This window comes from Catellatospora vulcania (assembly GCF_009720385.1).
Taxonomy (GTDB): Bacteria; Actinomycetota; Actinomycetes; order Mycobacteriales; family Micromonosporaceae; genus Catellatospora; species Catellatospora vulcania.
This window is the reverse complement of sequence record NZ_WARX01000037.1, coordinates 49,616-73,545: the sequence shown is the minus strand read 5'-3', so window position 1 is coordinate 73,545 and position 23,930 is coordinate 49,616. Positions and strand designations below refer to the sequence as shown.

The 23,930-nt window shown below is 71.4% G+C and carries 23 protein-coding genes; 6 read left to right on the top strand and 17 right to left on the bottom strand.

Annotated features, from left to right (window positions below):
• Positions 1-165: 165 nt before the first annotated feature.
• Positions 166-1,062, top strand: coding sequence for a universal stress protein (locus F6W97_RS39095; RefSeq protein WP_155375648.1), 897 nt, complete (start codon positions 166-168; stop codon positions 1,060-1,062).
• A 103-nt stretch (positions 1,063-1,165) separates the two neighbouring features.
• Here F6W97_RS39095 and F6W97_RS39090 read toward each other — a convergent pair whose 3' ends face one another.
• The 4 genes from F6W97_RS39090 to F6W97_RS39075 all read right to left on the bottom strand — a co-directional run bounded on the left by F6W97_RS39090 (position 1,166) and on the right by F6W97_RS39075 (position 6,462).
• Positions 1,166-1,663, bottom strand: coding sequence for a DUF6328 family protein (locus tag F6W97_RS39090; RefSeq protein ID WP_155375647.1), 498 nt, complete (start codon positions 1,661-1,663; stop codon positions 1,166-1,168).
• A gap of 61 nt (positions 1,664-1,724) precedes the next feature.
• Positions 1,725-2,642 carry a 5'-3' exonuclease gene (locus F6W97_RS39085; protein WP_155375646.1) on the bottom strand — a complete coding sequence of 306 codons (918 nt, stop codon included), beginning with the start codon at positions 2,640-2,642 and terminating at the stop codon, positions 1,725-1,727.
• Positions 2,643-2,746: 104 nt separating this feature from the next.
• Positions 2,747-3,595: an MHYT domain-containing protein gene (locus tag F6W97_RS39080; protein ID WP_155375645.1), complete on the bottom strand. Its 849-nt coding sequence runs from the start codon at positions 3,593-3,595 to the stop codon at positions 2,747-2,749.
• Between the two features lie 89 nt (positions 3,596-3,684).
• Entirely contained in the window at positions 3,685-6,462 is a 2,778-nt protein-coding gene (locus F6W97_RS39075) for a DEAD/DEAH box helicase (protein ID WP_155375644.1), read from the bottom strand.
• Between the two features lie 114 nt (positions 6,463-6,576).
• Here F6W97_RS39075 and F6W97_RS39070 point away from each other — a divergent pair, with 114 nt between their 5' ends.
• The 3 genes from F6W97_RS39070 to F6W97_RS39060 all read left to right on the top strand — a co-directional run bounded on the left by F6W97_RS39070 (position 6,577) and on the right by F6W97_RS39060 (position 10,354).
• Complete coding sequence (locus F6W97_RS39070; protein WP_155375668.1) at positions 6,577-7,269, top strand: HAD family hydrolase; 693 nt, start codon at positions 6,577-6,579, stop codon at positions 7,267-7,269.
• A 180-nt stretch (positions 7,270-7,449) separates the two neighbouring features.
• On the top strand, positions 7,450-9,060 hold the full coding sequence (locus tag F6W97_RS39065) for an FAD-dependent oxidoreductase (RefSeq protein ID WP_155375643.1): 1,611 nt from the start codon (positions 7,450-7,452) through the stop codon (positions 9,058-9,060).
• Between the two features lie 64 nt (positions 9,061-9,124).
• The gene (locus F6W97_RS39060) at positions 9,125-10,354 is read left to right on the top strand and encodes a cytochrome P450 (RefSeq protein WP_155375642.1); all 1,230 of its coding nucleotides are present in this window, start codon (positions 9,125-9,127) and stop codon (positions 10,352-10,354) included.
• An 84-nt stretch (positions 10,355-10,438) separates the two neighbouring features.
• Here the strand turns inward: F6W97_RS39060 and F6W97_RS39055 are convergent, their stop codons facing one another.
• The 6 genes from F6W97_RS39055 to F6W97_RS39030 all read right to left on the bottom strand — a co-directional run bounded on the left by F6W97_RS39055 (position 10,439) and on the right by F6W97_RS39030 (position 15,185).
• Complete coding sequence (locus F6W97_RS39055; RefSeq protein WP_155375641.1) at positions 10,439-11,341, bottom strand: diacylglycerol kinase; 903 nt, start codon at positions 11,339-11,341, stop codon at positions 10,439-10,441.
• Positions 11,342-11,447: 106 nt separating this feature from the next.
• Complete coding sequence (gene tatC / locus F6W97_RS39050) at positions 11,448-12,320, bottom strand: twin-arginine translocase subunit TatC (protein WP_407924650.1); 873 nt, start codon at positions 12,318-12,320, stop codon at positions 11,448-11,450.
• A gap of 82 nt (positions 12,321-12,402) precedes the next feature.
• Positions 12,403-12,672, bottom strand: coding sequence for a Sec-independent protein translocase subunit TatA (gene tatA / locus F6W97_RS39045; protein WP_155375639.1), 270 nt, complete (start codon positions 12,670-12,672; stop codon positions 12,403-12,405).
• A 190-nt stretch (positions 12,673-12,862) separates the two neighbouring features.
• Positions 12,863-13,129, bottom strand: coding sequence for a hypothetical protein (locus tag F6W97_RS39040; RefSeq protein ID WP_155375638.1), 267 nt, complete (start codon positions 13,127-13,129; stop codon positions 12,863-12,865).
• Between the two features lie 45 nt (positions 13,130-13,174).
• Positions 13,175-14,122, bottom strand: coding sequence for a helix-turn-helix transcriptional regulator (locus F6W97_RS39035; RefSeq protein WP_155375637.1), 948 nt, complete (start codon positions 14,120-14,122; stop codon positions 13,175-13,177).
• A gap of 67 nt (positions 14,123-14,189) precedes the next feature.
• Positions 14,190-15,185: a helix-turn-helix transcriptional regulator gene (locus F6W97_RS39030; RefSeq protein ID WP_155375636.1), complete on the bottom strand. Its 996-nt coding sequence runs from the start codon at positions 15,183-15,185 to the stop codon at positions 14,190-14,192.
• Between the two features lie 188 nt (positions 15,186-15,373).
• Between F6W97_RS39030 and F6W97_RS39025 the strand changes: the two genes are divergently transcribed.
• On the top strand, positions 15,374-16,462 hold the full coding sequence (locus F6W97_RS39025; RefSeq protein ID WP_155375635.1) for a DUF3866 family protein: 1,089 nt from the start codon (positions 15,374-15,376) through the stop codon (positions 16,460-16,462).
• A 295-nt stretch (positions 16,463-16,757) separates the two neighbouring features.
• Here F6W97_RS39025 and F6W97_RS39020 read toward each other — a convergent pair whose 3' ends face one another.
• Both F6W97_RS39020 and pafA read right to left on the bottom strand, forming a co-directional pair.
• Positions 16,758-16,964 (bottom strand): hypothetical protein, encoded by a 207-nt coding sequence (locus F6W97_RS39020; protein WP_155375634.1) that lies wholly within the window; start codon positions 16,962-16,964, stop codon positions 16,758-16,760.
• Positions 16,965-17,086: 122 nt separating this feature from the next.
• On the bottom strand, positions 17,087-18,445 hold the full coding sequence (gene pafA / locus F6W97_RS39015) for a Pup--protein ligase (RefSeq protein ID WP_155375633.1): 1,359 nt from the start codon (positions 18,443-18,445) through the stop codon (positions 17,087-17,089).
• A 144-nt stretch (positions 18,446-18,589) separates the two neighbouring features.
• Between pafA and rfbB the strand changes: the two genes are divergently transcribed.
• A complete protein-coding gene (gene rfbB, locus F6W97_RS39010; RefSeq protein ID WP_155375632.1) occupies positions 18,590-19,579 on the top strand; it encodes a dTDP-glucose 4,6-dehydratase in 990 nt (329 codons plus the stop codon).
• A gap of 111 nt (positions 19,580-19,690) precedes the next feature.
• Here the strand turns inward: rfbB and prcA are convergent, their stop codons facing one another.
• The 5 genes from prcA to dop all read right to left on the bottom strand — a co-directional run bounded on the left by prcA (position 19,691) and on the right by dop (position 23,815).
• Positions 19,691-20,509 (bottom strand): proteasome subunit alpha, encoded by an 819-nt coding sequence (gene prcA / locus F6W97_RS39005; RefSeq protein ID WP_155375631.1) that lies wholly within the window; start codon positions 20,507-20,509, stop codon positions 19,691-19,693.
• A gap of 44 nt (positions 20,510-20,553) precedes the next feature.
• Positions 20,554-21,396 (bottom strand): proteasome subunit beta, encoded by an 843-nt coding sequence (prcB, locus tag F6W97_RS39000; protein ID WP_155375630.1) that lies wholly within the window; start codon positions 21,394-21,396, stop codon positions 20,554-20,556.
• Positions 21,315-22,001, bottom strand: coding sequence for an endonuclease VII domain-containing protein (locus F6W97_RS38995; RefSeq protein ID WP_155375629.1), 687 nt, complete (start codon positions 21,999-22,001; stop codon positions 21,315-21,317). Before F6W97_RS38995 ends, prcB begins: the two co-directional genes overlap by 82 nt.
• Before the next feature lie 22 nt (positions 22,002-22,023).
• Positions 22,024-22,236 (bottom strand): ubiquitin-like protein Pup, encoded by a 213-nt coding sequence (locus F6W97_RS38990; protein WP_155375628.1) that lies wholly within the window; start codon positions 22,234-22,236, stop codon positions 22,024-22,026.
• 61 nt (positions 22,237-22,297) lie between these two features.
• Entirely contained in the window at positions 22,298-23,815 is a 1,518-nt protein-coding gene (gene dop, locus F6W97_RS38985; protein WP_155375627.1) for a depupylase/deamidase Dop, read from the bottom strand.
• Between the last annotated feature and the right edge of the window lie 115 nt (positions 23,816-23,930).

Sequence of the window (23,930 nt, the reverse complement as noted above, 5' to 3'; positions counted from 1 at the left end):
TACTTCAAGATCGGCGTTTACGGCCCGAAAGTGTGGTCAGACCTGAGGTTCTGACACAAAACACCGATCTTGCCCACCGCGCCGCCGGACAGCGCCGTTTCCCACCAGACCGGTCCGGGAACCGGACATAGTGGAGGTGAGCGGAGCTGCGCAGGGAGGCGGGTCATGAGCGTCGGTCTGACCGGGCCGGTGGTGGTGGGCGTGGACGGCTCCCCGGCCGCGACCACAGCGCTGCGCTGGGCGGCCGACGAGGCCGCGCTGCGGGAGCTGCCCCTGAAGATCGTCTACGTGAGTGAGGACCCCGGGCCCCGGCTCGGCGACGGCGTCGCGGAGGCGGCGCTGTCCTCGGCCGGCCACGGGATCACCGAGCACGCGATGGCCGAGGCACGCGCCATGCGGCCAGGCCTCACGCTGACCAGCGAGGTGCTGCGTGACGACCCGGCGCACGGCCTGATCCGGGAGTCGGAGTCCGCGGCCGTGGTGGTCGTCGGCAGCCGGGGCCACGGCGGGTTCCACGACCTGATGCTCGGCTCGACGAGCCTGCAGGTGTCGATGCACGCCCGGTGCGCGGTCGCGGTGGTGCGCCCGCCGGCCGCGCCGAACCGGGCGGGTATGGGCGCGGTGGGCCGGATCGTGGTCGGCGTGGACGGCTCGCCGCAGTCGGGGGCCGCGCTGGCGTTCGCCTTCGACGAGGCCGACCTGCGCGGCTGCGGCGTCACCGCGGTGCACGCCTGGCTCGGGCCGGTCACCACCGGAGCGGCGGGCATGCCGTTCGTGTACGACGTCGACACGCTGCGCGCCCAGGAGGAGTCGGTGCTGGAGACGGCCGTCGCGGGCTGGCACGACCGGTACCCCCGCATCGACCTGCAGCGGATCACGATGGAGTCCTCGGCGGCGGCCGCGCTGACCGAGCAGTCCATGGGCGCGCAGCTCGTGGTCGTCGGCTGCCGGGGCCTGGGCGGGTTCACGGGGTTGCTGCTGGGCTCGGTCAGCCAGGCGCTGATCCACCACGCCGGGTGCCCGGTGGTGGTGGCGCACCTGCGCGACGAGGCCAGGAAATAATCGGAGCAGGTGTTGACATGCCGGATATGCCGGTCTAACGTGACAAGTGAAGCCCGACCGATCTGACAAGTTCAGATAAGCCGGGCTTCCCGTATGTCCGGGGTCAGTCGCCGGGCTCCGACGGTTTGGTGGCCAGCGGCAGCACGTACCAGAGCAGGATGTAGACCAGGGCGATGCCGCCGCCGAGGAAGCCCGCCCAGCGCGCCCCCGACACCACGTCCACGACCAGGTAGATCGCGAGCACGATGGCGGTCATCTCGAAGAACAGGCCGAACTGCGCGAGCACGTGCGCGGTGCGCACGATCTGCGGCTTGCGCCCCTCCCGGAACGACAACCGGTGGTAGCTGACCGGGGCGATGAGCAGGGCCGCCGCCAGCCCGCTGCAGATGAACGTGACCACGTACAGCACCCGCTCGGTGCCGTTGATCTTCTCGAAGCCCACCGAGAACGGCAGCGTCAGCAGGAACGCGAACAGGATCTGCACGCCTGTCTGCGCCACCCGCAGCTCCTGGAGCAGCTCCGAGTAGTTGCGGTTCCACCGCTCGTCCGGATCCTCCGCCGACTCCGGCCGCCGGTCACCGTCGATGTCAGTCACTGTCATCCTCCGCATCCCCAGCGTATGCCCGGCGCGGCGAAGGTCATGCCGACTCGGCGGCCCGTGTTTACCCGGCGTTCTCCGCGAGGGCGTCGACCAGCCGGCGGCACGGGCTCGCCAGGTTCCACTGCTCGGCCAGCGCCAGCAGCCGGTCCGGGTCGCGTGGGGCGGCGGGCAGGGTCAGGTCGTGCTCGGGCAGCTTCAGGTCGGTGGCCACCCGCACCACCTTCGGCGCGACGGCCAGGTAGTCGGCGGCCGCCTCCAGCTTCGTGCGCAGGCCCGCGGCGAAGTCGGCGGCCGGGTCGGCCACCGCCGCGACGATCGCGTCCAGGCTGCCGTAGCGCTCGATCAGCCGGGCCGCGGTCTTCTCCCCCACGCCCGCCACGCCGGGCAGGCCGTCGCTCGGGTCGCCGCGCAGCGCCGCGAAGTCGGCGTAACCGCCCGCCGGGACGCCGTACTTGGCCAGCACCGCGGCCTCGTCGCAGTCCTCCAGCTTGGCCACGCCGCGGCCGACGTAGAGCAGGCGCACCCCGCGCTCGTCGTCGACCAGCTGGAACAGGTCGCGGTCGCCGGAGACCACCTCGACCGGCGCGGCCTGGGTGGCGGCGAGCGTGCCGAGCACGTCGTCGGCCTCGTTGCCGTCCACCCCGTACGCCACGATGCCGAACGCGTCGAGCACCTCCAGCAGCAGGTCGACCTGCGGCACCAGCTCGTCGGGCACCTCCTCGCCGCCCGCGGGGGCCACCCGGTGCGTCTTGTAGGTGCTGATCAGCGCCACCCGCCAGGCAGGCCGCCAGTCGTAGTCGAGCGCGCACACCAGCCGGCCCGGTCGGCGGCCCCTGACCAGCGTGGTGACCATGTCCAGGAAGCCGCGCACCGCGTTGACCGGGGTGCCGTTCGGGGCCATCGCCGCTTTGGCGGGCACACCGTGGAAGGCGCGGAAGTACAGGCTCGGCGCGTCGATGGCGAGCAGGGGTGCGGTCATGCCAGACAGCCTGCCACAGGCCTGGGACACCCACCCGCAGACGCGTCCGCCCGTGCCGCCGGAGCGGCACGGGCGGAGTGCGTGTCAGCGAACGGAGCGGCGGGTCACTTGCCGCGCGGGGTGAACGCGGTGGGACGGCGCACGGTGCCACGCTGCTGCGCGACCACGGCCTCCTCGCGGGCGGCCTGCACGCGCTCCAGGTACTCGCGGGCGGCCATGTCCTCCTTGGTGGGGGCAGCCCCGATCGCGAAGACCAGGCCGCCGATCACCAGCAGCACCAGCACGCCGATCGGCACCAGCAGGTTCGCCGCCGACGTGCCGCCGATCCCGCCGCCCAGCGTCGGCGTGGTCAGCCGCACCGACATCGCGGCCATGCCGGTGTAGTGCATGCCGCACACCGCGACGCCCATCAGCAGGGCCGCCCCGGCGATGGCCAGCGGCCGGCTCAGCACGACGGTGAACCACAGCGCGACGGTCGCGGCCACCACGGCGATGATCAACGAGGCGGCGACGAGGCTCGTGTCGTAGGACACCTCGCCGTTCAGGCGCATCGCGAACATGCCCAGGTAGTGCATGCCCGCCACGCCGACGCCGGTGAAGATGCCGCCGACGACGATGCGGGCGATGTTCGGCTTGCCGAACCCGACGATCCACAGGCCCAGGCCGACCACGACGATCGCGACCAGCGCGCTCAGCGCGGTGCGCGGGGTGTCATAGCGGATCTGCGCCCCGTCGACACTGAAGCCCATCATGGCCATGAAGTGCATCGCCCAGATCGCGGTGCCGCCCAGCGCCCAGGCGGCCAGCACGATCCACCAGAACCGCTGCTTGCCGGTGGTCGCGGTGCGCATGCGGGCCGTGCAGATCAGGCCCAGTGAGGAGCCGAGGATGGACAGCGCGTACGCCACGCCGGGCGTGACGAGGCCGTGGGTGAAGTGATGAACGTCGGCCATGTGGCGGTCGACCCTTTCGGCTCGTCATACAGTGAGCGGCATTCGCCTTTTTGCATGATTCCGGAAGAGTGTTTGCCCTGGCAACTCGGTCAGACGCCCGCAGTATACGCAAGTACCCCTCTATTGACCGCGTCCATCGCGCTCCGCGCGGTCTCACGCAGCGACGATGGCGCGCCGGTGGCGTCGGCAATCTGTCCGAGAAGATCTATGACCTGTCTCGCCCAGCGGACGAAGTCGCCGGCGGGCATGTCGCCGTCCAGGCTGTGCCCGCTCGCCAGCACCTTGGCCAGCGGCTCGCCCTTGGCCCAGCGGTACATCGGCCAGACGAAGCCCAGGTCCGGCTCCTTCGTCTGGGCCAGGCCGAGCCGCCGCTCGTCCGCGCCCAGCTGGTAGAAGGTGCGGGCCGTCGCCTCGACGGCCGTGGCGACCGGGCCGCGCGGCACCGACGCCTGCTCGTCGACGTCCCGGCGGGCCTCGTAGAGCACCACCGAGACGGCCGCGGCCAGCTCGTGCGGCTGCAGGCCCTCCCACACGCCGGTGCGCAGGCACTCGGCCACCAGCAGGTCCGCCTCGGTCCAGATCCGGGCCAGCATCCGGCCGGGCGCGGTCACCTCGCCGTCGGCGCCCAGGTAACCGCGCTCGGTGAGCAGCTCGCAGATGCGGTCGAAGGTGCGCGCCAGCGACCCGGTGCGGTTGCTCACCTTGTCGCGCAGGGCCTCGGTGTCCTTGAACAGCCGCTGCCGCCGCTCGGCCCAGCGGGCGTGGTCCTCACGCTCCGGGCAGGCGTGGCACGGGTGCGCCCGCATCGCCTTGCGCAGCGCCAGCAGCTCCCGGTCCTCGTGGCTGCCGTTGCCGCCGCGGCGGCGGCGCCCGCCCCCGCGGGCCACGTCCAGGCTGCGCAGCGACGAGGCCAGGTCGCGCCGCTCGGCCGGGGCCCGGTGGTTGAAGTGCCGCGGCACCCGCACCCGGCCGACCACCTCGACCGTCCCGGCGAACTCGCCGGCCGAGATGCGCCCGGCCCAGCGGTCCTCGGTCAGCACTACCGGACGCGGCTCGCCGAAGCCGCCCATGCCCGGGTCGAGCACGATGGCCAGCCCCGAGTGCTTGCCGGACGGGATCTTGATCACGTCGCCGACCTTGAGCTGCTCCAGCGACTCGACCGCGGCGGCGCGGCGCTCCTGCTGGCTGTTGCGGGTGAGCTGCTTCTCCCGGTCGGCGATGGCCACCCGGAGCGCGAAGTACTCGGCGAAGTCGCCGTGCTCGCAGGCCAGCTCGGTGTCGTACACCGCCAGCACCTCGTTGTTGCGCTGCACCTGGCGGGCCAGGCCGACCACCGAGCGGTCCGCCTGGAACTGCGCGAACGACGACTCCAGCAGGTCGCGGGAGCGTGCCGCGCCGACCGAGCCGACCAGGTTCACCGCCATGTTGTACGACGGCCGGAAGCTCGACCGCAGCGGATACGTCCGGGTGGAGGCGAGACCGGCCACGTGGCGCGGGTCCACCTCCGGCCCCCAGACGACGACCGCGTGGCCCTCGACGTCGATGCCGCGACGCCCCGCCCGGCCGGTGAGCTGCGTGTACTCCCCCGGCGTCAGGTCGACGTGCGCCTCGCCGTTGTACTTGACCAGCCGCTCCAGCACCACGCACCGGGCCGGCATGTTGATGCCCAGGGCCAGGGTCTCGGTGGCGAACACCGCCTTGACCAGCCCGCGGACGAACAGCTCCTCGACGACCTCCTTGAACGCGGGCAGCATGCCCGCGTGGTGGGCCGCCAGGCCCCGCTCCAGCCCGTCCAGCCAGTCCCAGTAGCCCAGGGCGGCCAGGTCCTCGTTGGGGATGTTGGCGATCTTCCGCTCCACCACCGCGCGGATCTCGGTGCGCTCCTCGGGCGAGGTCAGCCGCATGCCCGACTGCAGGCACTGCTGCACGGCCGCGTCGCAGCCCGCCCGGCTGAACACGAACAGGATCGCCGGGAGCAGCCGCTCACCGTCGAGCTTGTCGACGATCTCGGGCCGGTTCGGGCCCGGCCCGCGCCGCCCCCGGCCGCCGCGCCCGCGGCGCAGGTCGACCGCGTCCATCCGCCGGGCCAGCTCGCGGGTGTGCCGCAGCAGCTCCGGGTGCACCTCGTGGGCGCGGGCCGCCTCGGAGTCGTGGAACAGGTCGAACATGCGCCTGCCGACGAGCATGTGCTGCCACAGCGGCACCGGCCGGTGCTCGCTCACCACGACCTCGGTCTTTCCGCGTACGGTGACCAGCCAGTCGGCGAACTCCTCGGCATTGGACACGGTCGCCGACAGCGACACCAGGGTCACCGAGGCGGGCAGGTGGATGATGACCTCCTCCCACACCGCGCCCCGGAACCGGTCGGCCAGGTAGTGCACCTCGTCCATGACCACGTAGGACAGCCCGGTCAGCGCGGACGAGCCGACGTAGAGCATGTTGCGCAGCACCTCGGTGGTCATCACGACCACCGGCGCGTCGCCGTTGATGGAGTTGTCCCCGGTCAGCAGGCCGACCTTGTCCGCGCCGTAACGCTGTACCAGGTCGTGGAACTTCTGGTTGGACAGTGCCTTGATCGGCGTCGTGTAGAAACACTTGCGGCCCTGCTGCAGCGCCAGGTGCACGGCGAACTCGCCGACGACGGTCTTGCCCGCGCCGGTGGGCGCGCACACCAGCACGCCGCTGCCGCGCTCCAGCGCCGCACACGCGGTCCGCTGGAACGGGTCCAGGGCGAAGCTGAGCCCGGCGGCGAACTCGTCGACCAGTGGGGAGGCGGCGGGGGTCTTACGGCCTTCGGAGGTGGTCGCTGGTCCGGCGGTTCCGGCGTCCGACCCGGTGCCGGGTCGCCGCTCGGCGGGGCTCGTCATACCGCAAAGGCTAGGCGAAAGAGGCCAGTCGGCGCAGGTCGGTATCCTGCTGACGTGCCCGAGTCCCTGCCGCAGCCGCCCGCCCACCCGGCACGGATCGACGGTCACCGTGCCCTGGACGCGGTGCTCTTCGATTTCCACGGCACCCTGGCCACCACCGTGGACGCGGTGGCCTGGGTCAGCGCCGCCGCCGCCGACTGCGGCGTCACCCTGGACCGCGGCCGGGCCACGGTGCTGGCCGACCGGCTCGCGACAGCGGGCGCGCTGCCGGGCGTGGCGCCGCCGGTGCGGGTGCCGCCGCAGCTGGCCGAGGCGTGGGCCGACCGCGACCTCTACGAGCACGCCCACCGCCAGGTGTACACCGGGCTGGCCGCGACCGTGCCCAACGACGTCCCGGGGCTGGCCGACGCCCTCTACGCCCGGGTGCTGACGCCGGCCGGCTGGACGCCGTACCCCGATGTGATGAACACGCTGACCACGCTGCGGGCCGCCGGGGTGCGCACCGGGCTGGTCAGCAACATCGGCTTCGACCTGCGCCCGCTGCTGGACGCCTGGGGGCTGACCCAGCTGTTCGACGCGCTCGTGCTGTCGTACGAGGTGGGCTGCATCAAACCCGACCCCAAGATCTTCCTGCGGGCCTGCGGCATGCTGTCGGTCGACCCCGAGCGCGTCCTCATGATCGGCGACACCCCCGCCGACGCGGGGGCTGTCAACGCCGGCTGCGCCGCACTCGTCGTCCCCGCCGCCTCCCCCGGCCGCCCCAACGGCCTCCACCGCGCCGTCTCCCTCGCCCTCCCCCACGCCTGACCCCGCCCCGCCCACGCGGCCCGCGCGGCCGCGCCGTCGGTCCGCAACTCTTAAAGAGTCGCGGCCTCCCGGGTGCTCCGAGGCGGCAAGTCTTTAAGAGTTGCGGCGGGGGTGATCTTCGCGGGGGCGAATTGCGCGGATTGGGGCTGGTTGTGGGGGGCGGGCGCGAAGAATGAGGCCATGCGTGTGGTGGTGGATCTGACGAAGTGTCAGGGGTACGCGCAGTGTGCGTTCCTGGCTCCCGAGGCGTTCCGGATGGTCGGCGACGAGGCGCTCATGTTCGACCCGGCGCCGTCCGACGACCAGCGGGTGAAGGTGCTGCGGGCCGCGGCGGCCTGCCCGGTGCAGGCACTCCAGGTCGACATGGCCGATCTGCCGCAGCCGCCGCCCGCCGACCCGGTCGTGGCGGCCAAGGGCGACCGGCTGCGCCGCGACGGGCGCATCGTCATCGTCGGGGCGTCCCTGGCCGGGCTGAAGGCCGCCGAGCAGTTGCGGGCTGAGGGGTTCACCGGCTCGCTCACCGTGATCGGCGACGAGCCGGAGGAGCCCTACGACCGGCCGCCGCTGTCCAAGCAGGTGCAGACCGGCTTCGTCGCCTCTGCCGACACCACGCTGCCGCGGCGGCGCGACATCGACGCGGACTGGAAGCTCGGGGTCGCCGCGACCGGCCTGGACCTGGAGCGCAAGCGCGTCATGCTGGCCGACGGGCAGGAGGTCGAGTTCGACCGGCTGCTGGTGGCCACCGGGGTGCGCGCCCGGCCGTGGCCGGTGCCGGAGGAGGCCGCGCTGGACGGCGTGTTCACCATCCGCACCCGCGGCGACGCCGCCGGCCTGCGCGAGCGGCTGATGGCCCACCCGCGGCGGGTGCTGGTCATCGGTTCCGGGTTCACCGGTTCCGAGATGGCCTCGGTCTGCGTCGAGCTGGGCATCCCGGTCACCGTCGCCGAGGCCGGGCCCGCGCCGCTGTCGGGGGCGCTGGGCGGCGTCATCGGGCGCATCTCGGCGGGCATCATGCGCGAGCACGGCGTGGACCTGCGTACCCATACGAAGGTGAACTCGCTGCAGGGCGAGGACGGCAAGGTGCGCCGGGCGGCGCTGTCCGACGGCACCATCATCGAGGTGGACGTGGTCGTGGTCGCCCTGGGCGGCATCCGCAACGTGGAGTGGCTGGAGAGCGCCGGCCTGGCCGTGGGCGTGTGGGGGCTGGCCTGCGACGCGGGCTGCCGCGCGTTCACCGCGGCGGGGCTGGTCACCGATGACGTCTTCGTCGCCGGGGACGTGGCCCGCCAGCCGCAGCCGATGTTCGGCTTCCAGTTCCTGGCGATGGAGCACTGGGGCAACGCGGTCAGCCAGGCCGAGGTCGCCGCGCACAACATGATCAGCGGGGAGACCGACCGCTGGCCGCACCTGGAGATGCCCGCGTTCTGGTCGCTGCAGTTCGGCCACAACATCAAGTCGGTGGGTGTGCCGCCGATCGCCGACCAGATCGCGATCACGCAGGGATCCGTGGAGAGCCGCCAGTTCGTCGCCGCGTACGGCTACAAGGGCCGGGTCGTCGGCGCGGTCAGCTGGAACCAGGGCAAGTGGCTGGACCACTACCAGCAGCTCATCGAGCAGGCCGCGCCGTTCCCGCTGCCGTACGACACGACGAACCCGCCGGCCGACCCGACGCCGGTCCCGGCGGAGTTCCCGGACCGGCTCTACCCCGGGCGGGACGCGACCGTGGTGGTCACCGGGCACGACCCGAGCGAGCGCCGGGCCACCCTGGTCCGCCCGTCCCGGCGGCGCTGACGGCCGTCATGAGGCAGCAATTCCCCGTACCGCATGGCGGTCACGATCGAAGCGAGGAACCGTCATGACCGAACCGAGCCTGTTCGACGAGATCGTCGACTTCCACAACCGGGCCAACCCGTGGCCGCTCTACGACAAGCTGCGCACCCAGCCGGTATGGCAGGAGGCCGACGGCACCTTCGTGGTGAGCACCTTCCGGGAGATCTACGCGCTGTTCCACGACCCGCGGATCAGCTCGGACGCGGCCAACCTGCTGCCGGAGTTCGCCAGTAAGGCCGGGCCGCTGGCCGACGGCGGGGGGGCTCTGCCGCCCAGCTTCATCCGCACCGACCCGCCGCGCCACGACATCCTGCGCCGGATCGCGATGCGCCAGTTCGGCCCGCCGCACCGGCCCGACCGCATCGACAAGCTGACGCCGAAGCTGGAGGCGATCGTGACGCGGCTCGTCGACGGCCTGGCCGGCCGGGACCAGTGCGACCTCGTCGACGACGTGGCGTACCCGTTCCCGGTCGCGGTGATCTGCGAGCTGCTCGGCGTGCCGGAGGAGGACGAGCCGCGCTTCAGCGCCTGGGTGGACCCGATCGTCAACTCGGCGGGCCAGCAGACGCCCGAGAGCAAGGAGCAGGCCAAGGAGGCGTTCCAGCAGCTCGGCATGTACATGTTCCAGCTGGCGCAGCGCCGCAAGGCCGATCCCGGCGACGACATGCTGTCGGGCTACGTCACCGACGACGGGCCGGACGGGCAGCTGGAGGGCGGCGACCTGTTCGCCACGCTGATCCTGCTGCTGATCGCCGGGCACGAGACCACGGTCAACCTGATCACCAACGGCTGGCTGACCCTGCTGCGCCACCCGGACGTGCTGGAGCGCCTGCGGACCGAGCCGGACTTCAGCATCCGCATGGTCGAGGAGCTGCTGCGGTACGAGCCGTCGGTGCACTTCGTGCCGAACCGCATCGCGGTCGCCGACATCGAGATCGGCGGGACGACGATCAGGAAGGGGCACCCGGTGGTGCTGGTGCTCGCGTCGGGCAACCGCGACAGCGAGTGCATCCCGCACGCGGACCGGTTCGACCCGGACCGCGCCGACAACGTGCACCTGGCCTTCGGCAACGGCGTGCACTACTGCTTCGGCGCGCCGCTGGCCCGGCTGGAGGCGCAACTCGCCCTGACCCAGCTGGCCAAGCGCCTGCAGAACCCGCGCCTGGTGGCCGACCCGCCGCCGTACCGCCCCAGCCCCGTGCTCCGCGGCCCGATCCACCTCCCGGTGGCCTACGACGGCGTCCTCCCCGCCTGACCACCGCGCGAAGGAAGGGCACCTTCCCATCGGTATGCGATGCAGAAGGTGCCCTTCCTATCGTGCCGCCGCAGCCTTGGCTGGTCAGCCGAGTAGGTGGACCGCCTGCGGGACGGCCGTGACGGTCACCGGGAGTGGGCCGATGCGCTCGCCGTCGGCGTAGCAGACGATGCCCTCCGCGGCGAGGGTGATCTCCCGGGCGCGTAGCGAGCGCACCTTCGGGTGGGTGATGTGGGTGCCCTGGTAGACGCGCGGTTTGATGCGGATGAGGGTGGTCCGGGAAACCGGCTCGGCCCAGACCATGTCGAGCAGGCCGTCGGTCGCGTCGGCGTCGGGGCAGATGCGCATGCCGCCGCCGTACGCCGCGGTGTTGCCCACGGCCAGCAGCACCGCGTCCAGCACGCTGGTCTGCCCGTCGACGGTGACCGTGTAGCGGCGGGGCCGCAGCCGGGCCAGTTCCAGCAGCACGGCGAGGTCGTAGCGGAGCGGGCCGCGGGGCCATCGCATCCGGTTGCCCCGCTCGTTGACGATCGAGTCGAAGCCGGCCGCGAGCACCGCGCCGTACCAGCGCACGGTCCCGTCGAGGCAGGTGATGCGGGCCAGGTCCAGGGCCCGGGTGCGGCCCTCGCGCAGGGCGGCGGCGATGGCGTCGGCGGCCGCGTACAGGTCCGCGGGCAGCCCGGTGCTGGTGGCGAAGTCGTTGCCGGTGCCGGCGGGGATGACGCCCAGCGGCACGGCCGTGCCGGCGACGGCCTGCTGCGCCACGTGCACGGTGCCGTCGCCGCCCATCGCGACCAGCGCTCCCGCGCCCGCGGCGACGGCGTCGCGGCAGGCCTGCTCGGCCTCCGCGGCGCTCGGCGCGTCCAGCACCCGCACCGGGCGGCCCGCCGCGCCGAGCCGTTCCAGCACACCAGGCAGAGAACCCCGGTGCCGGCCTCTGCCGGCGCCGGGGTTCCGCAGCACCACGATCTCGCTCAGCCCGCTCATGCCCGCTCCTCGCTGCGCTCGTCGCAGGCAGGCACCGAGCCGATGGTTCGCTCGCTCCGCTCGCTCATTCCCGCCACTCCTTGCCGCGCGGGACGAGCCGCCGCGATCAGGTCATGTCGTCGTAGCGCCGCTCGATCGGCTCCGCGGAGGCGACCGGCGCGACCGCTTCGATGCGCTCGCCGGGCGTGATGCTATCGGTGTCGTAGTCGTCGAGTGAAGACGTCTCGTCGTCGTCCAGGCCGGCGTACTGCGACTTGCCGCGGTTGCGGCGTTTGTCGTTGAGCATGGCCACGCCGACGACGATGAAGTACAGCACCGCCATGGCCAGCGCGAGCGCGGTCATGCCGAACGGGTCCGGCGTCGGCGTCACGATGGCGGCGAACAGGAACATCAGGAAGATGGCCACGCGCCACCAGCCCAGCATCCGCCTGCCGGTCACCATGCCCGCGACGTTGAGCATGAGCAGCACCAGCGGGAACTCGAAGCCGAAGCCGAACAGCAGCATGACGCCGGTGACGAAATCGAAGTAACCCGTGAGATCAATGTTGATCTCGTAGTTGTCCGACAGCCCGATGAAGAAGACCAGGCTCTTGGTGACCACGAAGAACGCCAGGAAGGCGCCGGCGGCGAACAGCGGCACGGCGATCGCCGTGAACAGGTAGCTGTAGCGCTTCTCGTGCTTGTGCAGGCCCGGCGCGATGAAGGCCCACAGCTGGTAGAGCCAGATCGGCGACGAGATGATCAGGCCGGCGTACAGGCCGATCTTGAGCTGAAGCAGGAACGGGTCTACCGGCGACACCGAGTTGAAGGCACACCTGGTGACGGCGTCCGCGGCCCGCTTGTAGTCGCAGTACGGCGCGTTGATGAAGGTCTGGATGGGCTCGGCGAAGTAGATGCCGACCGCCATGCCGACGACCATGCCCAGGCAGGCCTTGAACAGCCTGTTGCGCAGTTCCCGGATGTGCTCGATGAGCGTCATCGAGCCGTCCGCAGCGCGCTCGCGCTGGGACGGCTCGCGACGTGCCAGGGGGTTCTTCACGTCTTCAGCCCGGGGAGGGGGTTCAGGACTGCTGGCGCTGGACCGGGTCCACGACCGGCTTGGCCGAGGCCTGGCCGTCGAGCGGCTGCTGCGCGGTCACCTGGGCGTCGGCCTTGTCGGTCGTCGCGTCCTTGCCGTCCTTGCCGTCCTCGGACAGGGCCTTGGTCTCGGCCTTGAAGATGCGCATCGAGCGACCGAGCGAACGGGCCGCGTCCGGCAGCTTCTTCGAGCCGAAGAGGATCACCAGCACCACCACCACGAGGATGAGGTGCCACGGCTTAAGGGCGCCCATGATTGCTCCAGTCAGACAGATGAGGGGGTTGAACCAACGTGTTCCGGACTAATGGTACGCGGCCCGGCGGGACCTGCCCGCAGGTGAAGTGTCGACCATCACCGGAACCAGCGTCAACGCGATGCGGGAGGTGCTGCAGATTCCTGCAGCAACCGATGTGACCAGCAGTCGGCCGCCCGGTGAACCGCGATCAACCTTTTTTGATCTTGAGGGAGTCCTTGCTCGCCTTGATCAGGTTGATCCGCTCCTGGGCCAGCTCGGCCCGGATCTTCAGCGAGTCACCGTGGGCCTGCAGCCCCTCGGCCACCTTCGCCAGCTCCTGCGCCCGTGCCGCCACGACCTGCAACTCGGCCACAGCCTCCTTGAGGCCCGCCAGGCGCCACAGCACCACGCGCAGCACCAGCCCCAGGAACACCAGGCTCAGCACCACCACCGCGAGCACGATCCACAACACCACGCCAGCAGCCTAACGCCTGCGCCGTGCGACGCGGACCGCCGTGCCCTACGCGTACGCCGCGAGCGCCTCCACGGCGCTGTCGCGCACCGACTCGGCCAGCTCCGCCGGGGCCACCACGACCACCTGCGGCCCCAGCCCGAGCACCAGGCGGCGCGCCCAGTCCATGTCGTTGACCCGCAGCGAGACCAGCCACTCCTCCGGCGTCACCTCGACCACCGACTCGCACGGGTAGTACTCGGTGATCCAGCGCCCGCCCCGGCCCACCCGCAGGGTGACCGTCGGCGAGTCCGGGTCCGGCTGGAACACGCCCTCGGCGACGTCGCCGGACTGCGCCTCGGCCGGCGGCGCGGCCCGTTCGTCCAGCTCGGTCAGCGCGTCGATGCGGTCCACCCGGAACATGCGCACCGCGCCCGCCGAGCGGCACCAGGCCTCCAGGTAGGAGCGCCCGGACACCGACAGCAGCCGCATCGGGTCCACGACCCGCTCGCTGGACACGTCCCGGGCCGCCGAGTAGTAGCTCAGCCGCAGCGCGTTGCCGCGCTCCAGCGCCGAGCGCAGGTCGGCCAGGCGGTCGTCGTTGCCGGGCAGCCGCACCGCCACCGGCGCGTCGATCTCGCCCGCGGCCTGCTCGATCTTCGTCAGGGCGCGGTGGATCGCGTCGCGGTCGGCCACGCCCGGCGTCTCGGCCAGCATGCGCAGCGCCACCACGAGCGCGGTGGCCTCGTCGGGGGTGAGCCGCAGCGGCCGGTCGATGCCCGCGTCATAGGTGATGGTGACCCGGTCCCCGTCGAACGACATGTCGATCAGGTCGCCGGGCCCGTAGCCCGGCAGGCCGCACACCCACAGCAGTTCCAGGTCCTCGCGCAGCTGCCGCTCGGACACACCGAGATCGGCGGCGGCCTCGACCAGCTCGATACCCGGCCGGGCCAGCAGGTACGGCACCAGGTTCAACAGCCGGGCCAGCCGGTCGGCGGACGTCTTCGCGCTGCTCATGCCTTCTCCTCGCCGCGCACGCCGGCGGCATCGACGGGCCTGCTGATCCGCTCGCGGCGCTCGCTCATCAGGCCACCTCCGCCAGCTCCGCGGCGGCGCTCACGCCGGCGATCTCGCGCAGCCGGGCGATGGTCGCCTCGCGCACCTCGGCGGGCTCCAGCACCGTCACGTCCGCGCCGTATCCCACCAGCCAGGCGGCGAAGCCGTCCGCGTCGGCGTAGCGCAGCTCCAGCACGTCGCCCTCGGGGGTCGGGGTGCAGTTGGCCGCCCAGCGGCGTACCCCCGCGGCACGACCGGGGCGCACCAGCACCCGGGTGGTGCGGTTACGCTCCACCGGCCCGGACCAGCGAGCCACGTAGCTGATGAGGTCGAGGTCGGCCGGCGGCTCGAACGCGCGCTCCTCGCCGACCTGGCGCACCGGGCCCACGATGCGCGACAGCCGGAAGCAGCGCGGCGCGTCGCGGACCGTGTCGTGGCCGACGACGTACCAGCGGCCGCGCCAGCAGACCACGCCCCACGGCTGCAGGTGCCGGGTGGTCGGCGCGTCGTCCTCCGGAACCCGGTACGGGAAGGTCACCTCGCGGCGGGCCCGCGCGGCCGCGGTGAGCGGCTCGAACGCGGCGTCGACGGCGAGCACCGGCTCCACGCCCAGGGTCGCGTGCGGGTCCACGTCCACCCCGCCGGCACGCAGCTTCGCCAGGCCGGAGGTCGCGGCGGCGGCCAGCCCCGCGTGACGCCACAGCCGGGCCGCGACACCGACCGCGGCGGCCTCGTCCGGCCCGAGCGGGATCGCCGGCAGCGCATAGTCGCGCCGGGCGATGCGGTAACCGGGCTCGGTGTCGAAGACACTGGCGGTGCCGGTCTCCAGCGGCACGCCGAGCGCGCGCAGCTCGGCCTTGTCCCGCTCGAACTTGCGCTGGAACGCCTCGTGATCACGGGCGTCGTCGGCGTTGTGCTCGTATCCGGGCACGGTGGCGGCGATCTGCGCGGCGGTCAGGAAGCGCCGCGTGGACAGCAGACAGATCACAAGGTTGACCAGGCGTTCGGTTCGACTGCGCGACACGACCGCCACGCTAGCAGCGCGAGCGCTCGAAAGGGTAACCGGCAAGCGCCTGTTCCCCCGCCCGCGCACCCGCAGTCCGACACCTGCTCACGCCCTGTCCGCCGACCACCACCCTGCGTGCCGTGAGCGCCCCACGATCGGCGGGGCGTCAAGGCCGCGCGGAGCGGGCGGGCCGATAGGGTCGGGGCGTGATTCGGTGGCGGACAGGCACGGTGGAGCGGCTCGGCCGCAGTTGGCACGGCGCGCAGGAACTCACCGTCGCCCTGGTCGCCCGCACCCCCGACGACCCCGCGACGGTACGCGCGCTGGCCTACCCCGACCTCGTCGGGCAGCCCGAGGTCGGCGACGAGGTGCTGCTGAACACCAACGCGCTCGCCCTGGGCCTGGGCACCGGCGGCTATGCCATGGTCGTCGCGCTGCCGGGACGCCTGCCCGAGGACACCCCCGTGCCCGGCCACATCGTGAAGGCCCGCTACAGCCCGCTGCAGACGATCCGGCTGGCCGCCGACGAGGAGGCCTCCCCGCACCGGGACGTGCTGGCCGCGGCGACCGACCTCGGCGGCATGCCGGTGGTCGTGGCCGACCTGCACTCGGCGCTGCCCGCGATCCTGGCCGGCATCCACGCCGACGCGCCCGACGCGCGGGTGGCGTACCTGCTCACCGACGGCGGCGCGCTGGCCGCCGGCTTCTCCCGCACCCTCGACGCGCTGCGCGACCGGCTGGCCGGCACCGTCTCGGTCGGCCAGGCCTGGGGCGGCGACCTGGAAGCCGTCAACACGCACACCGGGCTGCTCGCCGCCCGGCATGTGCTGCGGGCCGACGTCACCATCATCAGCCAGGGCCCCGGCAACCTCGGCACGGGTACGACGTGGGGCTTCTCCGGCGTCGCCGCCGGGGAGGCGGTCAACGCCGCGGCCGCGCTCGGCGGGCGGCCCGTCGGCGCGCTGCGTATCTCCGACGCCGACCCGCGCCCGCGCCACCGCGGCGTGTCGCACCACAGCCTGACCGCGTTCGGCCGAGTCGCGCTCGCCCCCGCCGACCTGGTGGTCCCCGCCGGACTCCCTGAGCCGCTGGCCGCCGACGTCGCCCGCGCGCTGGAGCCCCTCGCGAGCCGCCACCGCATCGTCACCGTCGCCACCACCGGCCTCGACGAGGCCCTCCGCGCAGCCCCGGTGAAGCTCTCCACCATGGGCCGCGACCTCGACGGCGACCACGCCTACTTCCTCGCCTGCGCAGCCGCCGGCCGCCACGCCGCGTCCCTGGCCGCCCTCACCTGACCGGCCCCGCGGCCGACCCCGGACGCCCCGTCGAAAGCCGGCCCGGCCGCCAGCCGCCGGCCGCTGGCCGCCCGTCGCCTGTCACCGGCCACCGGCCACCGGCCATCGGCCACCGGCCACCGGCGAACGCAGCCCGGTCCGCGCCGGACGCGGGGCCGGCCATGGGTTACAGCCGCAGCCGCAGCCCGCTTCCAAGATCGCTGTTTTGGGTCGGAAAGTGGGGTCGGGCCGCACATTCTGACCTGAAACGCCGATCATGGGCGGGCCACTCGGCATCAGCGGCCGAGGAGAACGGTTATTTGAGGACGATCAGGGCTATCCAGGCCGCGACGAACAGGCCGAGGATCGCGCCCAGCACCCAGGTCGGCACGGTGTACTCGCCGCGCCGGTTGGCCGAGATCTCGTTGTAGATCTTGTCCCGGCGGCGCTGGACCCAATTGCTCCGTACTTCCTCGCCGGTGCGCTCGACCGGTTCGGCCTGCGGCTCGTGGTGCTCACTCATAGTCCAGCGAGCTTAGCCACCCCGCCCCCACGGCGACCACCGCCCGCCACTCTCCCCCGCCAAAGCGAAAGGAAGGGCACCTTCTACATCGAAAAACGATAAGAAGGTGCCCTTCCTTGCACTCACATGCTGGCGATGAGGCGCTCGACGCGCTCGTCGTGCGCCCGGAACGGGTCCTTGCACAGCACCGTGCGCTGCGCCTGGTCGTTCAGCTTCAGATGCACCCAGTCCACGGTGAAGTCGCGCCGCTTCTCCTGCGCATGCCGGATGAACTCCCCGCGCAACCGCGCCCGGGTCGTCTGCGGCGGCGTCTCCTTCGCCTCGAACGTGCGCAGGTCCGTCACCACCCGGTCGACCTTGCCGCGCTTCTCCAGGAGCGGGTACAGCCCCCGGCCGCGGCGCAGGTCGTGGTACGCCAGATCCATCTGCGCCACCCGCGGGCTCGACAGCGGCAGATCATGCTTGCGCTGGTACGCCTCGATGACGCGCAGCTTGGTCACCCAGTCGATCTCCCGGCCCACGTCGCCCAGGTTGCCCGACTCCACCGCGGTCAACACCCGGCCCCACAGGTCGATGATCCGCTGGGCTGCCGGGTCGCCGTTGCGGCGCGCCACGAACTCGGTCGCCTTCTCGTGGTAGATCCGCTGGATCTCCAGCGCGCTGGCCTCCTTGCCACTGGCCAGCCGCACCTTGCGCCGCCCGGTGATGTCGTGCGACACCTCCCGGATGGCCCGGATCGGGTTCTCCAGCGCCAGGTCGGGCATGGCCACCCCGGTCTCGATCATCCGGAGCACCAGGTCCGCGCTGCCGACCTTCAGCAGCGTGGTGACCTCGTTCATGTTCGAGTCGCCGACGATCACGTGCAGGCGCCGGTAGCGCTCGGCGTCGGCGTGCGGCTCGTCCCGGGTGTTGATGATCGGCCGGGACCGGGTCGTCGCCGAGGAGACGCCCTCCCAGATGTGCTCGGCCCGCTGCGACAGGCAGTAGACCGCCCCCCGCGGCGTCTGCAGCACCTTGCCGGCGCCGCAGATCAGCTGCCTGGTCACCAGGAACGGGATCAGGACGTCGGCCAGCCGGCCGAACTCCCCGTGCCGGGACACCAGGTAGTTCTCGTGGCAGCCGTAGGAGTTGCCCGCCGAGTCGGTGTTGTTCTTGAAGAGGTAGATCTCCCCCGCGATGCCCTCGTCGTGCAGCCGCTTCTCGGCGTCGACGAGCAGACCCTCCAGGATCCGCTCACCCGCCCGGTCGTGCGCCACCAGATCGACCACCGAATCACACTCGGGGGTCGCATACTCCGGGTGGGAACCGACGTCCAGATAGAGGCGTGCGCCGTTGCGCAGGAAGACATTGCTGGACCGTCCCCATGAGACGACCCGACGGAAGAGGTAGCGCGCCACCTCGTCGGGCGACAGCCGTCGCTGTCCCCGATAGGTGCAGGTGACGCCGTACTCGGTCTCGAGTCCGAAGATTCGTCGGTCCATACACAGACACTAGCCGCCCGAACGCCCAAGGTCACTCTCGTACGACCTGACGCCGCCGATGCAATCGCGACGGATTCGCGCCGAGCGCCGCAACCGCAGGTCGCGCACGGGTCGACACGGAACGTGACATAAACTTCCGTTGTCATGAAACTTCTGGTCACCGGCGGAGCGGGCTTCATCGGCTCCCACTACGTACGCACCCTGCTCGCCGCACCGGACGACCACGCCCCCCGGATCACCGTGCTCGACCGGCTCACCTACGCCGGCAACCGCGACAACCTCGCCCCCGTCGCCGCCGACCCACGGCTCACCTTCGTCGAAGGCGACATCGGCGACCCGCACCTGGTCGACGACCTCGTCGCCGGGCACGACGCGGTCGTCCACTTCGCCGCCGAGTCCCACGTCGACCGGTCCATCACCGCCGCGGCCGACTTCGCGCGCACCAACCTGCTCGGCACCCAGCTCCTGCTCGACGCCGCCGTACGCCACCGCACCGGCCGCTTCGTGCACGTCTCCACCGACGAGGTCTACGGCTCCGCCGACACCGGCCGCTGGACCGAGCGCCAGCCGCTCGCCCCGCGCTCGCCCTACGCCGCCTCGAAGGCCGGCTCCGACCTGCTCGCGCTGGCCGCGTACACCACCCACGGGCTCGATGTCGTGGTCACCCGTTCGAGCAACACCTACGGGCCGTACCAGTACCCCGAGAAGATCATCCCGCTGTTCACCACGAACCTGCTCGACGGGCTGCCCGTGCCGCTCTACGGCGACGGCTCACACCGCCGCGAATGGCTGCACGTCGCCGACCACTGCGCGGGCGTCGACCTGGCGCTGCGCCACGGGCGCGCCGGAGAGGTCTACCACCTCGGCGGACGCGACGAACTCGCCAACCGCGACCTCACCGCCCTGCTGCTGAAGCTCACCGGCCGCGGCCCCGAACTGGTCCACCACGTAGCCGACCGCCCCGGCCACGACCACCGCTACGCCCTCGACAGCACGAAGGCCGCCACCGAACTCGGCTACCGCCCCACCGTCCCACTCACCGACGGCCTGACCGCCACCGTCACCTGGTACCGCGACAACCGCCCCTGGTGGGAACCACTGATCACCCGCCACCGCCGACCACCCACCCCCTGACTCCCGCGCCTGCCGAGCCGGGCTGTAAACGCGAAGATCGCTGTTTCGTGTCAGAACCTGCGGTCGAACCGCAGATCACGACACGAAACAGCGATCTTGACGCGTGGTGGCTTACTCCGCCGAAGGCGTCTCCGGCTTCGGCACATCCGGCTTGGTCGTGGCGGCGGGCTTGGAGACGCCAGGCTTGGGCGGGTCGGCCTTGGGCGTCTCCGCGGCCGGCGGGTCGGCCTTCGCCGGGGTGACCAGCGCGGCCAGCGCCGCCCCGGTCACGCGCCGGAACTTGCGGCCCGGCCGGGCCCGCTCCAGCACTGCGACCTCGAGCTGCTCGGGGGCCAGCGTGCGCGCCGCGCCGCCCTCGCCGCCGACGTTGCTCAGCGCCTTGGTCGCCAGCTTCAGCGCCTCGCCCAGGGTGTGCGACTCGCTGTGCTCGGCGCGCAGGATGTTGCCGATCGCCTCGGCCTGCCCGCCCATCGCCATGAAGCCCGGCTCGTCCTGCACCGAACCGTCATAGGTCAGCCGGTACAGCTCGTCGTGCTCCGGCGCGGCGCCCACCTCGGCGACGCAGATCTCCACCTCGTACGGCTTGCCCTGCTCGCTGAAGATCGAACCCAGGGTCTGCGCGTACGCGCTGGCCAGCGCCCGCCCGGTGACATCCCGGCGGTCGTAGGAGTAGCCCCGCAGGTCGGCCATGCGCACGCCGGCGTTGCGGAGGTTCTCGAACTCGTTGTAGCGGCCCACGGCCGCGAACCCGATCTTGTCGTAGATCTCGCTCACCTTGTGCAGCGTGGTGGAGAGGTTCTCCGCCACGAACAGCACACCACCGGCGTACGTCAGCACGACCACGCTGCGTCCGCGGGCGATGCCCTTGCGGGCGTACTCCGAGCGGTCCCGCATGATCTGCTCAGGCGAGGCGTAGAACTGCATGGCCACGGCGTGTCTTCTCCTTATGGAGTTTCGGGAGAGCGGATGAGGGGTCAGGCGCCCGGCTGCAGAGCCCGGGCCGCGATGACGGTCTGGGCCATGGCCGCCGTCTCGTCGTCGGTCAGGCGCTGCGTGCCCTCTGCCGTCGCGGTCATGACCACGGGGAAGATCTTGCGGATGACGTCGGGGCCGCCGGTGGCGGTGTCGTCGTCGGCCGCGTCGAACAGCGCCTCGACCGCGAGCTGTGCCGCCTCGGCGATGCCCAGCCCCTGCTTGTAGCGCTTCTTCAGCGACGACTTCGCGAACAGCGAACCGGAGCCGATCGCGTCGTAGCCGCCGTGCTCCTCGTACAGGCCGCCGGCGATGTCGAAGCTGAAGATGCGCCCCACCTTGCCGGGCGTCTTCGCGTCGAGATCGAACCCGGCGAACAGCGGGATCACGGCCAGCCCCTGCATGGCCGCGCCGAGGTTCTGCCGGATCATCGTGGCCAGCCGGTTGGCCTTGCCGTCGAGCGAGAGCATCGCGCCCTCGATCTTCTCGTAGTGCTGCAGCTCCACCTGGAACAGTCGCATCAGCTCGATGCCGACGCCGGCCGTGCCCGCGATGCCGATCAGCGAGTACGGGTCGGCGGGGTGCACCTTCTCGATGTCTCGGCTCGCGATGAGATTGCCCATGGTGGCGCGGCGGTCACCGGCCATCACCACACCCTCGTTCGTGCTGATCGCGACGATCGTGGTGGCGTGCGGGGCCAGGTCGGCGTTCATGCCCGCGGGCAGAGTCCGTCGGCCGGGCAGCAGCTCCGGCGCGACCTGGGTCAGGAAGTCCGTGAAAGACGACGTTCCCGGCGTGGTGAAACTAGCTGGTAGACGCCCGGGTGAACCAAGACCAGCTGACACGCTGTCTCCTTCAGATACTCGATCGCCCTGGCAAGGGACTGCTCGTTGTCCTTGAACTGTCCAAGACCGCCGTTGCAGTTGAAACACAGGATGCCACGTACGTTACCGAATTCATGGTCATGGTCAACGTGCTCGGGGTCCGGTGCGCCGCAGATGGCGCACACGCCGCCCTGCCACGCGAGCCGCGCCTCGAAGTCCTCCTGACGCATGCCGTAACGACGTCGCAGGTGATACTCGCGAGTTCCGCCGTAGAGGCGCGTCTTGCTCTCGCGTCCACGGGCGTTGTGGCACGGCTTGCAGTAGGTCGCGTATCCGGTCGTGTCCGAGCGATTGCGAGGGAACTCCGCCAGCGGCTTTGTCTCTCCACAATCGGCGCAGTTCTTGTGCCCCTCGGGCACAAGAACTGTCTGCCGAACCGCTCGGCCTTCCTTCGCCGCGATTCGGCGTGCGTAGCTGGCCTTCGCGCGCTCGTTGAAGCAGGGCTTGCAATAGCTTCCGCGACCGCCGGGCCGTCGGGGATTGGCGTGGAATTCCGCTAGCGCCTTCCACTCGCCGCAGTCACGGCACTGGCGCTGCCCGTCGCGATCTCGCGACCCGATTGCCATGTCCGATTTCCCCCGATATGCCCTATTGGCCCCCTTTTTGCACGTAACCCCGGATAAATTCCTCGGCGTTCTCCTCGAGGACGGCGTCGATCTCGTCGAGGATGTCGTCGACGTCCTCGCCGATCTTCTCGACGCGCTCGGCAACCTCGGGGTTCACCTCGGGCGCGACCGACTCGGCTTCTTCCTCGTTCCGAGAGCGGCCCGACTGTGACTGTCCACCGTCCTGCGTGGCCATCTGCGCCTCCCTGACGTCGCCTGTGGGCCTTAAACGTAGCGCGCGGGACCGACTAAAGCGATCACCCGGCGGTGATCACTTCAAGAAGATCCTTTGCGCTGGGGCAACGGTCGAAGAGCGCGCCGACGTGTTTCTTCGTGCCGCGCTCGGGCTCCATCATGGGCACCCTGACCAGGGCTTCGCGGCCCACGTCGAAGATGACCGAGTCCCAGCTCGCGGCGACCACTTCGGACGCGTACTTGCCCAGGCACCGGCCGCGGAAGTACGCCCGCGTGTCGTCCGGCGGCTCGGTCATCGCGGCGCGGGTCGACTCGGGGTCCAGCAGCGTCTTCATCGCGCCGCGGGCGACCAGGCGGTGGTAGAGGCCCTTCTCCGGGCGCACGTCGCTGTACTGCAGGTCGACCAGCTGGAGCTTGGACGACGCCCAGCCCAGGTTCTCCCGCTCGCGGTAGCCCTCCAGCAGGCGCAGCTTGGCCACCCAGTCCAGCTCGTCGGCGAGCTGCATCGGGTCGTCGCCGAGCCGGCTCAGCACGCTCTCCCAGCGGTCGAGCACGTCGCGGGTCTGCGCGTCGGTGTCGGCGCCGGTGCGCGACTCGACGAAGGCATGCGCACGTTCGAAGAACGCCCACTGCAGGTCGAGCGCGGTGAGCCGGCGGCCGTCGCGCAGCCGCATGGTGTGCTTGAGGGTCGGGTCGTGGCTGACGGCCCGCAGCTCGGCGACGGGGTCGGCGATGCCGAGGTCGGCGGTGAGCGCCTTCTCCTCGATCATGGTGAGGATGAGCGCGCTGGTGCCGACCTTGAGGTAGGTCGAGATCTCGGACAGGTTCGCGTCACCGATGATCACGTGCAGGCGGCGGTACTTGTCCGCGTCGGCGTGCGGCTCGTCACGGGTGTTGATGATCGGCCGCTTGAGCGTGGTCTCCAGGCCGACCTCGACCTCGAAGAAGTCGGCGCGCTGGGTGATCTGGAAGCCGGCCTGGCTGCCGTCCTGGCCGATGCCGACCCGTCCGGCGCCGCAGAAGATCTGCCGCGTCACGAAGAACGGGGTCAGATAGGTGACGATGTCCGCGAACGGGGTCTGTCGGCGCATCAGGTAGTTCTCGTGCGCGCCGTACGAAGCGCCCTTGTTGTCGGTGTTGTTCTTGTAGAGGTGGATCTGGTGGCTGCCCGGGATGGTCGCCGCGCGGCGCGCGCCCTCGGCCATCACCTGCTCGCCGGCCTTGTCCCAGCGGACCACGTCCAGCGGGTTGGTCACCTCGGGGGTGGAGTACTCCGGGTGGGCGTGGTCGACGTAGAGCCGGGCGCCGTTGGTCAGGATGACGTTGGCCAGCCCCAGGTCCTCGTCGGCGAGCGCCTCCGCCGGGTCGTAGGCCGCGCCGGTGTAGCTGAAGCCCCGCGCGTCGCGCAGCGGCGACTCCTCCTCGTAGTCCCAGCGGGCGCGACCGCCGCGGGCCAGCTCGGGGCGGGCGCCGTAGGCGTTCACGACCTGGGACGAGGTAACCATCGGGTTGGCCCCGGGCTGTCCCGGCACGGAGATCCCGTACTCGACTTCGGTACCCATGATCCGCCGCACGCTCATGCAACGAAGCCTCTCACACACGGAGCGTAGAGACGAGGAGAGCATCCGTGTTCGGGCCAGTCTGGGAGGTTCAACGCAGTTGGTACACGTGCCTGCGCGGATGCTCCACCCCGCG

Bases quoted from the DNA above. Each gene is read 5' to 3' on its own strand.
- F6W97_RS39095 (WP_155375648.1), top strand. From the start codon at position 166: ATGAGCGTCGGTCTGACCGGGCCGGTGGTGGTGGGCGTGGACGGCTCC.
- F6W97_RS39090 (WP_155375647.1), bottom strand. From the start codon at position 1,663: ATGACAGTGACTGACATCGACGGTGACCGGCGGCCGGAGTCGGCGGAG.
- F6W97_RS39085 (WP_155375646.1), bottom strand. From the start codon at position 2,642: ATGACCGCACCCCTGCTCGCCATCGACGCGCCGAGCCTGTACTTCCGC.
- F6W97_RS39080 (WP_155375645.1), bottom strand. From the start codon at position 3,595: ATGGCCGACGTTCATCACTTCACCCACGGCCTCGTCACGCCCGGCGTG.
- F6W97_RS39075 (WP_155375644.1), bottom strand. From the start codon at position 6,462: ATGACGAGCCCCGCCGAGCGGCGACCCGGCACCGGGTCGGACGCCGGA.
- F6W97_RS39065 (WP_155375643.1), top strand. From the start codon at position 7,450: ATGCGTGTGGTGGTGGATCTGACGAAGTGTCAGGGGTACGCGCAGTGT.
- F6W97_RS39060 (WP_155375642.1), top strand. From the start codon at position 9,125: ATGACCGAACCGAGCCTGTTCGACGAGATCGTCGACTTCCACAACCGG.
- F6W97_RS39055 (WP_155375641.1), bottom strand. From the start codon at position 11,341: ATGAGCGGGCTGAGCGAGATCGTGGTGCTGCGGAACCCCGGCGCCGGC.
- tatC (WP_407924650.1), bottom strand. From the start codon at position 12,320: ATGACGCTCATCGAGCACATCCGGGAACTGCGCAACAGGCTGTTCAAG.
- tatA (WP_155375639.1), bottom strand. From the start codon at position 12,672: ATGGGCGCCCTTAAGCCGTGGCACCTCATCCTCGTGGTGGTGGTGCTG.
- F6W97_RS39035 (WP_155375637.1), bottom strand. From the start codon at position 14,122: ATGAGCAGCGCGAAGACGTCCGCCGACCGGCTGGCCCGGCTGTTGAAC.
- F6W97_RS39020 (WP_155375634.1), bottom strand. From the start codon at position 16,964: ATGAGTGAGCACCACGAGCCGCAGGCCGAACCGGTCGAGCGCACCGGC.
- pafA (WP_155375633.1), bottom strand. From the start codon at position 18,445: ATGGACCGACGAATCTTCGGACTCGAGACCGAGTACGGCGTCACCTGC.
- rfbB (WP_155375632.1), top strand. From the start codon at position 18,590: ATGAAACTTCTGGTCACCGGCGGAGCGGGCTTCATCGGCTCCCACTAC.
- F6W97_RS38995 (WP_155375629.1), bottom strand. From the start codon at position 22,001: ATGGCAATCGGGTCGCGAGATCGCGACGGGCAGCGCCAGTGCCGTGAC.
- F6W97_RS38990 (WP_155375628.1), bottom strand. From the start codon at position 22,236: ATGGCCACGCAGGACGGTGGACAGTCACAGTCGGGCCGCTCTCGGAAC.
- dop (WP_155375627.1), bottom strand. From the start codon at position 23,815: ATGAGCGTGCGGCGGATCATGGGTACCGAAGTCGAGTACGGGATCTCC.